This window comes from Streptomyces sp. NPDC054956 (assembly GCF_053609185.1).
On the sequence record NZ_JBSGXB010000222.1, the window covers coordinates 1 to 12,762 of the forward strand.

General features: G+C 70.5%; 10 protein-coding genes. 1 reads left to right on the plus strand and 9 read right to left on the minus strand.

The annotated features are described in order from the left end of the window. Positions 1 to 123: 123 nt before the first annotated feature. The 9 genes from ACWGDE_RS27675 to ACWGDE_RS27715 all read right to left on the minus strand — a co-directional run bounded on the left by ACWGDE_RS27675 (position 124) and on the right by ACWGDE_RS27715 (position 11,541). Positions 124 to 957 carry a carbohydrate ABC transporter permease gene (locus ACWGDE_RS27675; protein WP_453391747.1) on the minus strand — a complete coding sequence of 278 codons (834 nt, stop codon included), beginning with the start codon at positions 955 to 957 and terminating at the stop codon, positions 124 to 126. After that, positions 954 to 1,877: a carbohydrate ABC transporter permease gene (locus ACWGDE_RS27680; protein ID WP_453391748.1), complete on the minus strand. Its 924-nt coding sequence runs from the start codon at positions 1,875 to 1,877 to the stop codon at positions 954 to 956. Before ACWGDE_RS27680 ends, ACWGDE_RS27675 begins: the two co-directional genes overlap by 4 nt. 6 nt (positions 1,878 to 1,883) lie before the next feature. Continuing rightward, positions 1,884 to 3,194 (minus strand): ABC transporter substrate-binding protein, encoded by a 1,311-nt coding sequence (locus ACWGDE_RS27685; protein ID WP_453391749.1) that lies wholly within the window; start codon positions 3,192 to 3,194, stop codon positions 1,884 to 1,886. A gap of 481 nt (positions 3,195 to 3,675) precedes the next feature. Continuing rightward, positions 3,676 to 3,957 carry a hypothetical protein gene (locus ACWGDE_RS27690; RefSeq protein ID WP_453391750.1) on the minus strand — a complete coding sequence of 94 codons (282 nt, stop codon included), beginning with the start codon at positions 3,955 to 3,957 and terminating at the stop codon, positions 3,676 to 3,678. Positions 3,958 to 3,986: 29 nt separating this feature from the next. Then, positions 3,987 to 5,111 (minus strand): hypothetical protein, encoded by a 1,125-nt coding sequence (locus ACWGDE_RS27695; protein WP_453391751.1) that lies wholly within the window; start codon positions 5,109 to 5,111, stop codon positions 3,987 to 3,989. 15 nt (positions 5,112 to 5,126) lie between these two features. Then, positions 5,127 to 7,139, minus strand: coding sequence for a hypothetical protein (locus tag ACWGDE_RS27700; protein ID WP_453391752.1), 2,013 nt, complete (start codon positions 7,137 to 7,139; stop codon positions 5,127 to 5,129). A gap of 190 nt (positions 7,140 to 7,329) precedes the next feature. Continuing rightward, positions 7,330 to 8,373 carry a LacI family DNA-binding transcriptional regulator gene (locus tag ACWGDE_RS27705; RefSeq protein ID WP_453391753.1) on the minus strand — a complete coding sequence of 348 codons (1,044 nt, stop codon included), beginning with the start codon at positions 8,371 to 8,373 and terminating at the stop codon, positions 7,330 to 7,332. Between the two features lie 130 nt (positions 8,374 to 8,503). After that, positions 8,504 to 10,045 (minus strand): glycoside hydrolase family 64 protein, encoded by a 1,542-nt coding sequence (locus ACWGDE_RS27710; RefSeq protein WP_453391754.1) that lies wholly within the window; start codon positions 10,043 to 10,045, stop codon positions 8,504 to 8,506. Between the two features lie 20 nt (positions 10,046 to 10,065). Continuing rightward, positions 10,066 to 11,541: a glycoside hydrolase family 16 protein gene (locus ACWGDE_RS27715; RefSeq protein ID WP_453391755.1), complete on the minus strand. Its 1,476-nt coding sequence runs from the start codon at positions 11,539 to 11,541 to the stop codon at positions 10,066 to 10,068. Between the two features lie 320 nt (positions 11,542 to 11,861). Between ACWGDE_RS27715 and ACWGDE_RS27720 the strand changes: the two genes are divergently transcribed. Then, positions 11,862 to 12,698: a S1 family peptidase gene (locus ACWGDE_RS27720; protein ID WP_453391756.1), complete on the plus strand. Its 837-nt coding sequence runs from the start codon at positions 11,862 to 11,864 to the stop codon at positions 12,696 to 12,698. Positions 12,699 to 12,762: the final 64 nt, after the last annotated feature.

A 12,762-nucleotide genomic window follows, 5' to 3' on the forward strand; every position in this document is an offset into this window, starting at 1 on the left:
GAAGCGGAGCACCGTACCGGCCGCGGGGAGGGCGCCTGTGGAGGTCGCCGGGCGGGCATCGACAGCGGTCATGAGACTGACACTCCAGGAAGTGAGGGGGCGAGCAGATGGGGGGAGCGCGGATCAGCCCTTGACCGCGCCCTGCATGATGCCGCCCACGATCTGCCGGCCCAGCAGGCCGAAGACGAGCAGCACGGGCAGCGTCCCGAGCAGGGTGCCCGCCATGATCACGGACTGGTCGTGGACGTAGCCGCCGCCCAGCTGGCGCAGGGCGACCTGCACGGTCGGCTCCTGCGAGGACAGTGCGACCACCGGCCAGAAGAAGTCGTTCCAGGCCGTCATGAAGGTGAGCAGGCCGAGCACGGCCATCGCGGGCCGGGCCACCGGCACCACGATCGACCAGAAGACGCGGGCGTACGAGGCTCCGTCGACCCGGGCCGCCTCGATCAGCTCGTCCGGCAGGGACTGCGCGAGGAACTGCCGCATGAAGAACACGCCGAAGGCGGAGACCAGGCCGGGCAGGACGACGGCCTGGAGCTGGTTGACCCAGTGCAGCTTCACGATCAGCATGAACAGCGGGATCACCCCCAGCTGCGGCGGGATCATCATCGACGCCACGACGGCGCCGAGCAGCGCGCCGCGCCCCCGGAACCGCAGTTTGGCGAAGGCGAATCCGGCGAGGGTGGAGCACAGCACCGTGCCCACGGTGATCGAGGTCGAGACGATCAGCGAGTTGAGGAGGGCCCGGCCGATGTCCGCCTCGTCCAGGACCGCCTGCAGGTTGACCAGCAGCCGGGGGCCCGGCAGCAGCGAGGGCATGGGCCGGGCCAGATCGGCGTTGGAGCGGCTCGCCGCCACCAGCGTCCAGTACAGCGGGAAGGCCGAGACCAGCACCGCGCAGACCAGTACCGCGTAGGTGAGCCGGCCACCGCGCCGGGCGCCCGGGGAGGAGCTCATCGGCCGGCCTCCTTGAGGGAACGGCGGCGCACGAGCAGGGCGTTGACCCCGACCAGCGCCACGATCAGCAGGAACATCACCCAGGCGATGGCCGCGGCCCGGCCCAGGTGGAAGAAGCCCCAGCCCTGCTCGTACATGTACAGGCCGAGGGTCTGGTACTGGTGCGAGATGCCACCCGACATGGACCCCTCGAAGAGCAGGGGCTCCCCGAACAGCTGGGTGGCGCCGATCGTGGAGACCACCACCGTGAAGACGATCGTGGGACGCAGCCCGGGAAGGGTCACGTGGAGGAACTGCCGCCACTTAGAAGCCCCGTCCACCTCGGCCGCCTCGTACAGCTCGCCGGGGATGGACTGCATGCCCGCCAGGTAGATCAGCGTGTTGTAGCCGGTCCAGCGCCACACCACGATGGTGGAGACGGCGAGCTGCGAGGCGGCCGTACCGCTCTGCCAGTCCACCGCGTCGATGCCGGCCAGCCCCAGCACCTGGTTGACGAGCCCGAAGTCCCGTCCGAAGAGCTGGGCGAAGATCAGCGAGGCGGCGGCGACGGACGTCGCGTACGGAAGCAGCAGTGCGGTGCGGAAGAAGGTCCTCGCCCGCAGCCGGTAGTTGAGGAGGTGGGCCAGCCCCAGTGCGACGAGCAGCTGCGGGACGGTGGACAGGACGCCGATGGTGAAGGTGTTGCGCAGGGCCGTCCAGAAGAACGGATCGGTGAACAGGGCGGTGTAGTTGTCGAGCCCCCGCCATTCCATTTCCCCGGGGTTCTGGAGCTCGACGCGGTAGACGGAGACGTACGCCGTATAGAGGAGCGGGAACAGCCCGAAGGCGGCGAAGAGGGTGAAGAAGGGGGCGACGAAGGCGTACGGGGCCACGGACAGGGCCCGGCGCGGTCGCGGGGAGGGCAGCGCGGGTGCGGTCACGGTGGCTCAGCCCAGGGCGTTCTTGACGGCCTTCTTCGCGTTCGACCAGGCGGTCTCGGGCGGTGTGCCCTTGCGTTCCACCTCGCTCAGCGCGTTGGCGATCTGGTCGGCGATGTCCTTGTCGTGGACCCCCAGCACCTGGACGGGAGCCTGCTCGGCGGCGTCACCGAAGATCCGGCCGATCGGCGCGTCCGAGAAGTACGGGTCGGTGGCGTCGGCGACCTGGCCGATGGCCTTGACGGCGGAGGGGAAGTTGCCCTGCTTGCGGAAGAGCTTGGTCTGCTGCTCGGGCGCTGTCAGCCACTTGACCAGCTCGTACGCCTCCTTCTTGTGCTGGGCGGCGCGGGGCACGGCGAGGTAGGAGCCGCCCCAGTTCCCGGCCCCGCCGGGCAGCTGGGCCACGTCCCACTTGCCCTTGCCCGCGTCCCCGGCCTGCCCCTTGATGTAGCCGAGCATCCAGGCGGGGCAGGGCATGGTGGCGAAGGAGCCGGAGGAGAAGGCCTGGTTCCACGGCGGGGACCACTGGTCGAGTTTGGCGCTGAGCCCGTCCGCCGAGGCCTTGACCGAGGCCTCCCAGGCGGACTTCACGGCGGGGCTGTTCTCGTAGATCAGCGCGCCCGAGGCGTCGTAGTACCGCTCCTTCGCCTGGCCGACCATGACGGCGTTCAGGCTGCCGACGCTGTCCAGCCAGCTGCTGCCGGCCGGCGCCTTGTCCCGGTACTGGCGGCCCAGGTCCAGATAGCCCTCCCAGGTCGCCCACTTCGCGGCCAGTTCCGTACGGTCGGTGGGCAGGCCCGCGGCCTTGAACAGGTCGCTGCGGTAGCACATGGCCTCGGGGCCGACATCGGTGCCGAGACCGAGCACCTTGCCGTCCTTGGTGGTCGCGGCCGCCCATGTGGCGGCGGCGAACTCGTTCTGCAGCGAGGCCCCCCCGTACTCCTTGAGGTCCGTGAACTTGTCGGCCTGCTTCTGCGTCACCGACGCGATGCGGCCCACCTCGAGGCCCTGGACGTCCGCCAGTCCGCCGCCGCCGGCGAGCCGCGTCTGGAGCGACTTCCAGTAGTCCTGCTCGTCCTCGGTGTCCGTCTGCTTGATCTTGACGTTCGGGTGGAGCTGCTCGTACTCGGCGTAGAGCCCGGCTTCCTGGTAGCCGAAGGCGCCGAACAGGTCGACGGTGACGGTGACGTGGCCGTTCTCGCCGCCGGCGGACTTCGGGTCGGCGTCGGAGCCGGAACCGCAGGCGGCGAGGAGGGTCCCGGCGAGAGCGAGGGCGCCGATGCGGAGCGGACCTCTTCGGGCGGCTCGGGGGATGGACATGGTGCGGCCTCCTGGGCTCGGCGGGGACGGCTCTTCCGAAGGCGAGTCTTGAGAGCGCTCTCAAGAACGCGAGTGGAGCGTGCACCCCACACCGACGCCGCGTCAAGAGCCGAGACGCAAGGCACGGGTTGAAACAGGTCAGGCAGATGCTCGGCGCGGTCGTCTGCGGCATCGGGCGTCCGAGGCCCGGGGATGTCCGGGCTCAGGTCGGTCGGGGACGGCACGGGCATGCGAGCAAGGACGGGGCGCCGGCGCGCGAGCGAGGAGGGCGCGCGGGCATGCGAGCAAGGACGGGGCGCCGGCGCGCGAGCGAGGAGGGCGCGCGGGCGCGAGAGGCGCGGGCCTCGGAGGCGGAGCAATCACGCCGGTTCGGCCGGAGCGGGCACACCCACGCGGGGGCGTGCCCGCCGGCGAGTTCTTCGCGATCGGGACGGTGGCGCAGGGGCTCGAGGTCCGAGCGCCTACCGGCCCGGCCCGGCCCTCAGAGCCCCAAGCTCTGCTTGCGCCGCTTCGCCTCTTCCTGCTGCGCCTTCTCGACGAGGCGCCTCTCTTCCGCGGGGAACGAGTCGAACAGGGTCTTGAGGCGCCTCATGCGGCCCTCGTGATCGGTGCGCCAGTTGTCGGCCTTCTTCCCGATCCACGTCTTGGGGAGCATGGCGTCGACGTTCGTCATGGCGGTGCGGATCTCGCGCACCGCGTTCTCGATCGCGTTCATGTCCTGGCGGCACATGTAGTCCGCCTGGTCTTCCCGGGGTATCCCCATGGCTCTTCGCGCTCCTGTGGTCGGTCGTGTCAGTGGGTGGGGATCTTCAGGACGAACGGGGCGTTGCCCGCCATGAAGAGGTTCCCCGACGCGTAGGTCAGGGCTTCCGGCATCGTGCAGGGGAGCTTCTTCGCGTCGACCGAATGCCCCTCCTTGCAACCCGAGTCGGACCCCGAGCCCGAGTCGGAGCCCTTTCCGGAGGCCTGTTCGGCCACGAGCTCGGCCTTTCCGCCGGCCACGTGGAGGACGTACTGGGCCGAATCGTCCCGCACGCGGACGTAGACGCCGTTCCCGTCGTCCCCGGCCATCCACGTGAGTTCCAGATCGGCGGGGTTCGTCTTCACGCCCGCGGCTTCCGCGGGCAGGGCGAGCTTGCCGGTCGAGCCGTCCTTGCCGACGGTGACGACGTCGCCGAGCCGCCCCACCGCGCCCCTCTTCGAGGAGCGCAGGTACACCGTCCCGGAGTGGTCCACGGCTGCCCCGGGAGCGATGACCTGCTCGTCCTCCGTGCCGGCCGTGCTCCCCGGCGGAGCCTGGTACAGGCGGGTCAGCAGCCCGGATTCGAGGCGCCAGACCACATCACCGTCGACGAACAGGAGGGAGCCGTCGGGGTACGTACCGAAGGGCATGAGCACGTTGTCGGACAGCTGGAAGTCCTGCGCGGGGGCGGTGGCGGGCACCGGCACACCGAGCTTCCTGCGCCCGTCCGGAGCGCCGGCGAGGACCGTCGTGCGCACCCCGCCGGCCTGGAGGTTCAGCAGTTGCGAACGGCCCCCGACCACGAAGGAGTTCGGGGACAGCACGACCAGCCCACCGGTGCCGTTCGTCTCGCTGCCGAAGATGGTCCTGGCCTTGTGGTCGTCCTCGATCACGGCCAAGGAGGCGGACGATCCGTACAGCTTCCCGTCGGGGCCGACCGTCAGGCCGTCGGGGTCACCGTCGAAGGCCAGCCAGGCGCCGCCCAGGTTCTTGCCCGGAGGGTGGGCGGTGCTCAGCAGGGCCTCGGCCTGCCCCTTGGCCGGTTCCTTCCACTTGCCGCCGTCCCCGCCCGTACAGCCGCCGAGGACGAGGAGGGCGACCGCGGCCGCCCCGGCCGCCGGCCATCCCCTGCCGCCACCACGTCGCATCACAGCCGAACCCCGTTCCTCGTACATGAAACGCACCGCACGTCAGCCGACCCCGCGAGCGAAGGAATCCCTCATCGCGTCGTCGAAGTTGTCCAGCTCGCCGTGGTTCTCGCTCTTGGTCTTGATCCACCACTGGTTGAAGGCGGCGCGGTCGGCATCGTTGCGGATGACGATGGCGCCGTTGGCCCACTCCGGGTGGCCCGGGGGAGCCTGGACGACGCCCGACCGTACGAGCCCCTGCATCAGCGGGATCTGCATCGAGGTCGAGTCGCTGAACTTGATCCCCGTGTAGTCGCTCTGGACCTGGTTGGCCTCGCCGGAGGGGAACTTGGACCCGCCGTACGGGATGCCGGCCCAGATCGCGGCCTGGGCCCATTTGCCGGCCAGGGCCACCGCCGCCGGGGCGCCGGGCAGCGGGACGGCCGCCGCGCCGCTGGCGATGATGTTGAACCAGAGCAACTGCTTGGCGTGCTCGGCGTCCCTCAGGGCCGCCTCGTCCATGTTGACGTTGTGCGCCGACACCGACACCTCTCCGCGCAGCTCCGCCAGGTTCTTCAGGTACGTGCCCTCGTCGCCGGTGATTCCGTTCTGGGAGGTGAAGGTGATCTGCGCGTTGATGGCCTGGATGACGTTGCCCGCCTCGTCGCGGTTCTTCATGATCTCGCTGAGGAACGCCCCGGCGGGTGCCCGGCCCACGGCGATCGTGCCGTCCGCGTTGACCGTCGCGCCGTTCTGCGAGACGCCGGTCGACGTCGCGAAGTCCGGTGTGTAGGCCTGGAAGACGTTGGACAGCGCCTTCGCCACCTCGAGGCTGTCCGGGTACTGCTCCTTCTCGAAGCCGCTCTTCTTCTTGTCCGCTTCGAACTTCGCCGCACCCGCGTTGATGATGTTGGCGGCCGCCTGGGCGGACTCCATGGGGTGGTTCTGGCGGTCGTTCGTGGCCAGGCGGATCACCGTGGCCGGCCACTTGTAGTCCTCCGTCTGGAGGCCGGGAGTCGCCCAGTGGTCGCTGACGAGCTGCTGCGCGTGCTTGGGGCCGTCGTCGCCGTTCAGCAGGAACCGGGAGGCGTCGGGGTTCTCGCCGACGCGCTGCATCAGCGCGATCGAGGGGTCGTTGGCGTCGATGGCCCGGACGCGCGTCAGGGCGTCGTCCCTGCCCTCGGTGACATAGCTGTGCGCCAGGCCGAGCGAGTCGTACCAGGCGTTCTTGGGGTCCACGAAGGCGTCCGGCGTGTAGCCGGAACCGACGATCCCGCCCTTGGTGAAGGTGGGACGCATCTGCTGCTTGTCCCGCCAGTCGAGCATCGCGCCCCCGACCGCGGAGAGCGTCTTCGGCTCCCACTGGTCGCCGCTGGGACCGTACTTGAACAGCATCCCGACCGACCACATGTCGCCGTTCGCCGGGTTGGTCAGGGCCTTCACGTACGCCGGGTCCGCCGGAATCTTGCCCTCCTGCTGGAGGGTGAAGATCCGGTTGAGGCCCGTGGAGTAGAGCCCGATGATCCGCTCGGAGTCCTTCGTGAAGACCGCGCCGCCGTGCGTGCCGTCCTCGGTGTGGAGGGCGCGGGGCACCTGGGCGGCGTAGGCGACGCCGCCCGCCTTGGCGAAGGCCGCCAGGTAGGTCGGGTCGTCCTGGTGGTCGGCGATCGACCGGCCGATGGCCTCGATGTCCTCGCGGGCGCCGGGGGCGTTGGGGTTGTCGAGCGCCTTCTTGAGAGTGGCGGCCTCCTGCTCGGCCTCCTTGGCGCTCTGCGCGAGGACGTCCGCCATGTCCCAGGGGATGTCGATGATGTTCCCGTCCGGGGTGCACAGGCCGGTCCACCCGCCGGCCTCCTCCAGGTTGCGGGCCAGATCGGCGCGCTTGGACATGTCGCGGGCATCGGCGCCGACGGCCCCCGCCTGCTGGGCGATGAGCGACAGGTCGAGGGCGCCGTCCCACGCCCCGAAGTTCTTGCGGATCAGTGCCCCGTGTCGTGCCAGTGCCTGTTCCAGGTCCCCGAGCCGGTCGGCGAGCTTTCGAACGCGCACCGGATCGACGCCTACGTATTCCCCCATGAAACGCAACGCCCCTTCGTGTGTCCGCGGCAGGCGATCGGCGGTCGACGATCGCGAGCGGCCGGACACAGGCTAGGGGGCGGTTGATCGAATCCGGCCTCTTCTTTGCGGTCCTTTAGCGAAACTGGACCACCTCTTGCACTTGCGGTCATGAGTCAGGGGGGCCATGCCCGGCGACAGGGGTTGCGGGCTACGCGGAACCCCGCCGGACCAAGGAGGTCGGGGTGATCACCGAACCGGGGACCCCGCGCGCGCCGTGCTCCTTGTCCAGGGTGCGCAGCAGAAGTCGGGCCATCAGCCGGCCCATGCCCTCGATGTCCTGGCGCACGGTCGTCAGCGGCGGATCGGCGGTCTCCGCCACCAGTTCCGCGTCGTCGAAGCCGACCAGCGCCACGTCCCGCGGCACCGAGCGGCCCCGCTCGCGCAGGACGCCCAGCGCGCCCGTCGCCATCAGGTCGTTCGCGGCGAACACGGCGTCGAGTTCCGGACAGCGCTCCAGCAGCTCCGCCATCGCCCGGGCCCCGCCCGCCGCCGTGAAGTCGCCCTCGGCGATCAGGGCCGGATCGGCGTCGAGCAGCACGTCCCGGTATCCGTCCAGCCGGTCGGTGGCCGAAGTCTGGTCCAGCGGCCCGGCGATGTGCGCGATCTGCCGCCGCCCCTGGGACACCAGGTACCGTACGGCCTCGCGCGCGCCCCCGCGGTTGTCGGCGTCGACGTACGCCACCGGACCGTGCTCCCCGGGGCCGCCCGTCCAGCCCGGCCGGCCGCCGTAGACCGTGGGCATGCCGATGCGGCGGGTGATCGCGGGCAGCGGGTCGTCCGTGTGCAGGGAGAAGGCCAGGGCTCCGTCGACGTGGCCACCCGCCAGATAGCGCTCGATGCGGTCGTAGTCGCCCCGGTCCTCCACGAGCAGCAGCACCAACTGCATGTCGTTCGCGGTCAGTTCCTTGCTGATGCCCCGGACCTGCCGGGAGAAGAACGGGTCGGAGAAGATGCGGATCTCCGGCTCGGCGATGATCACGGCGACGGCCCCGGTGCGCCGGGTCACCAGCGTGCGCGCCGCGTGGTTGGGCACGTAGCCGAGTTCCCGGATGGCGGCCTCGACCTTCTCCACGAGGTGCCGGCGGACGCCGTCGCCGCCGTTCACGACGCGCGAGGCGGTGGCCCGGGACACCCCGGCGCGCGCCGCGACCGCCTCCAGCGTGGGCCGGCCGGCGGGAAGCTGTTCGGCCACGGGCGCTCCTCGTGCGTGTCCGGGGGCGGCGGCCCGGGCCCTGTCGGCCTGGGTTCCGGCCCTGTCGGACAGCAGGGTAACCCGTACCGCGGGGAAGTCTGAGAGCGCTCCCCGCGGCACGGGCCCGGTCCTACCAGCCGATGCCGAGGGTGAGCCCGGTCGGCGGGTTCGCGTTGCCGAGGATCTGCACGGTGGACTGGTCGTTGACGTCGTCGTAGGGGAAGCCGTAGGCCCGCTTGTTCAGGCCCACGGTGTGGAAGAAGCCGGCGTAGTCGTTCTTCGCCGTTCCGCCGTAGTACGCCGCCGGGGCGTACCAGGTGGCGGTGTCCAGGGCCACGCCCCGGTTGAGCGCGGCGCAGAACTCCGCGCCGAGCTGCTTCTCGATGTCGTTGCCCGAGGCCAGCGCGCCCGCGCAGGCCATCACGTCGGGCGAGGTGGGCTTGCGCAGGGCGAAGGAGCCCGCTCCGTTCTTGCCGAAGGTGAGCACGGACCCGCTCACCCGCCCGGAGAAGGTCTCGCCGAGCCGGGAAAGGGTGAACTGGTGGGTGGTGTAGTGGTTCCAGACCTGGTCGATGTAGGCCGCCAGGTGGTTCTGCTGCGCGCCGCCCGCCAGGAAGAGGTCCGAGGAGCGCGGCGCGACGATCCGGTAGGAGTTCTGCAGCGGCCTGAAGGCGGCCCCGACCGAGGCCGCGTACTGCTGCATGACCTGGGCGCGGGTCAGGGTGATGCCCTGGGTGGTGTCGTAGCCGCTGGAGGTCTGGCGCAGCCGCGAGGTCATCGGGAAGCCGAACTGGTCGACCTGGGTGGTGTTCCCGCCGAAGGCGACCTGGCCCTGCACGTAGGTGTACTCGTACCAGTCGTAGTACACGTCGCTGTTGGGGTCGTCGGGATTGCGCAGGTCGGGGCCGCCCCAGCCCTGGTCGTCGGGGGAGACCGGGATGAAGACCGGGGAGCCGAGCGAGACGTAGATCCGGCCTCCGCGGATCGAGGGCGGTGAGGGCACCGTCCCGCCCACCTGGGCGAGGGTGAAGGACATGTCGGGGTAGGCGATCCCCTTCTTGACGAGGTGGCCGGGGGCGGCCGCGTCCAGGTGGTTGATGTGGGCCATGGAGCCGTCGGGCTTCATGTACGACCACTGGCCCGGGGTCACCTGACCGAGGACGGTGACGTGGATCTGCGCGTCGGAGTACGTTCCGCGGGTGTTGTTCTGGAAGGTGATCGGGAAGCTCCCGGTCCCGCCTCCACCACCTCCGTCACCCCCGCCACCCCCGCCGCCGGAGCCGACGGTGGCGGTGAAGTGCGGGGTGTCGTACAGCGGTCCGCCCTTCTCGTACGTGAACCAGTACGTGAGCGCGGAGCCCGGGGTCAGTCCGGAGACCGTCTGCTGCCAGGTGCCGGCGTTGTTCGTCATCCGGAAGTTCTGCTGCCCCAGCCCGCCGCCCGGCAGGTAGTGGACGTCCACCAGGGCCGCCGGGGAGGCCGGCGTGAACCAGATCCGGACCGAGCCGGAGCCCTGCGCGGTGACGCCCTGCGTGTAGTCCGCGGCGGCCGCCCGGGTGGGTGCGGGGCCGATGAGGAGGGCTCCCGCCAGGGAGATCAGCGCGATCAGCAGGACCAGGAGGGGATGACGGCCGCGGAGCGGCGGCCGGGGAGTGTTCTCGGGCGTGTTCATGTGCGCGTTCCCCGATTCCCTCAGTGCCCGAAGTCGAACCAGTTGAGGTTCACGTAGTCGGCCGGCTGGCCGCTGGTGAAGGTCAGGTACACGTCGTGCTTGCCCGTGACGCCCGTGATGTTCGCCGGCACCGTCTTCCAGCTCTGCCAGCCGCCCGTTCCGGCCACGGCGAAGCTGCCGACCGGCGCGCTGGTGCGGCTGTCGAGGCGGACCTCGACGAGTCCGCTGATCCCGCCGGCCGCCCCGCTGGCCACGCGCCCGTGGAACTGCGTCGCCGGGCTTCCCGTACCGAAGTCGACTCCCTTGTACAGGGCCCAGTCGCCGTTGCCGATCGTGGTCAGGTCCTGGCCGCCGCCGGTGTCCGTGGTGGTCTCCTTGGCCGTCCCGGACTGGCCGTCGTACGACTCGGCCTGGATGGCGGAGTACGCGTCGCGGCCGCCGCCCGGCGGGGTGGTGGGAGGCGTCGTCGGGGGCGTGGTCGGAGGCGTCGTGGGGGGTGTGGTCGGGGGCGTCGTCGGCGGGGTGGACGTGCCGCCCGTCGACTGGAGTACGGAGACGTAGTCGACGACCATCGGGTGGCCGGGCTGGGTCCCCGCGTCGGGCCCGCCGCCGAAGGCCGCCGGGAACTCCCCTCCCATGGCCACGTTCAGGATGATGAAGTACCCGTGATTGGTGGCGTTGGTCCAGGTGGCGGCGTCCACCTGACTGGCGCGCACGGTGTGGAAGTTGAACCCGTCGAGGGAGAAGCGCATCTCCTCCACGGCGGTGGACCGGTCCCACTCCACCGCGTAGGTGTGGAAGCCGCCCTGGCAGGTGGTGCCGGTGCACGCGCGCTGGCCGCCGATGCCCGACTTCTCGTTGCACGGGCCACCGGGGCTGGTCCCGCAGTGCATCGTGGCCCACTCGTTGTTGATGCCCTGGACGTTCTCCAGGATGTCGAGCTCGCCGACCCCCGGCCAGTTCCACCAGTTGCCGCGGTAGGGCGCGCCCAGCATCCAGAACGCCGGCCAGTACCCCTTGGCCGCCGCTCCCGTCACGTCGGGCATCTGGATACGGGCCTCCGTGCGCAGCTTGCCGCCCGCCGGGGGCTGGAAGTCGGAGCGCCTGGTCTCCACGCGCCCGGAGGTCCAGTTGCCGGCGGCGTCCCGGCGCGGGGTGATGCGCAGGTTGCCCGCTCCGTCGAGGGAGACGTTGTCGGCGTTCGCGGTCATCGTCTCGACCTCGCCGGTGCCGAAGCCGGCCGGGCCCCCGGGGTAGCTCGTCCCGGTGGTGTACTGCCAGTCGGCGGTGTTGATGCCGGAGCCCGAGGGCCCGTTGAAGTCGTCCAGGAAGACCTGGGACCAGCCCGCCGGGACCGGTGGGGCGGCGGCGTTCGCGGGCAGGGTGACGACCGCGGCGGCCGCGGCGGCCACCGCCATGGTGCTCAGTGCGGCGATGACGGCCCGTCGGACCGGCCGTCGGACCGACCGTCGTTCTCTGCCTGGTGTCAGACGCATGGATGCCCTCTCCGAGAAGGGGTGGGGGGATTCCGGATGAGGCTTGAGAGCGCTCTCAAGCCTGCCGGTGGTCACTGTGCTCCCCGCCCCGGGGGCCGTCAAGGGATCGCGCGGGAAAGGCGCCGGGTCGCCCCGGTCCGCGGTCGGCGCCTCCCGCGCGCCTATCGTCCGGCGGGGCGGCGCGACAAGCCTGATTACGGCCGTTTGCCCTTGTGTCGCCAACTGGGCATGCCCTCTTGTGAGTTGAGGCCACGATCCCAACAATGCGCATGACAACCGAAGGATCTTCGGTCGCATTGTCACCAGAGGGGAACCCCCACATGAACAAGCCTCTCGCCGGCGCCGTGTTCGCCCTGCTCCTCACCGGAGCGGCGGCGGCCCCGGCCGTGGCCCAGGCACCCCGGGACACGGCCGCGCAAGCCGTGGCCGTCAACTTCGCCGGCACGGTAGCGCTCAGCAACTGCTCCGGTTCCGTCGTCCGCGTACCCAACTCGCAGCCGAACGACCCCGCCCTCGTGCTGTCCAACGGCCACTGTCTGGAGTCCGGCATGCCGGCGGCCGGCCAGGTCATCAAGGACAAGGCCTCCAGCCGCTCCTTCTCGCTGCTCAACGCCTCGGGGAGCAAGGTCGCCACGCTGCGCGCGAGCAAGATCTCGTACGCGACGATGACCGACACGGACATCTCGATCTACCAGCTGACCAAGACGTACGCGCAGATCAGCAGCCAGTACGGGATCAACGCCCTGACCCTGAACGACGCCCACCCGGTCCAGGGAACGGCGATCAAGGTGGTCTCCGGCTACTGGAAGCGCACCTACAGCTGCAACGTCGACGGGTTCTCCTACCTCCTCAAGGAGGGGGAGTGGACCTGGAAGTACTCGCTGCGCTACACCTCGGCCTGCAACACCATCGGCGGCACCTCGGGCTCGCCCGTGATCGACACGACGACGGGCAAGGTCGTCGCCGTGAACAACACGGGCAACGAGGACGGCGGCCGCTGCACGCTGAACAACCCGTGCGAGGTGGACCAGAGCGGTGCGGTGACGGTCCGCCAGGGCATCAACTACGCGCAGCAGACCTACATCATCGTCCCCTGCGTGGGTGCCGGTAACAAGATCGACCTCGCCCGCCCCGGCTGCACCCTGCCGAAGCCCTAGTCGAACGCGTCGGGGCCCGCCCGGAATCCGGACGGGCCCCGACGTTAGGCGCTGGTCAGCCCGT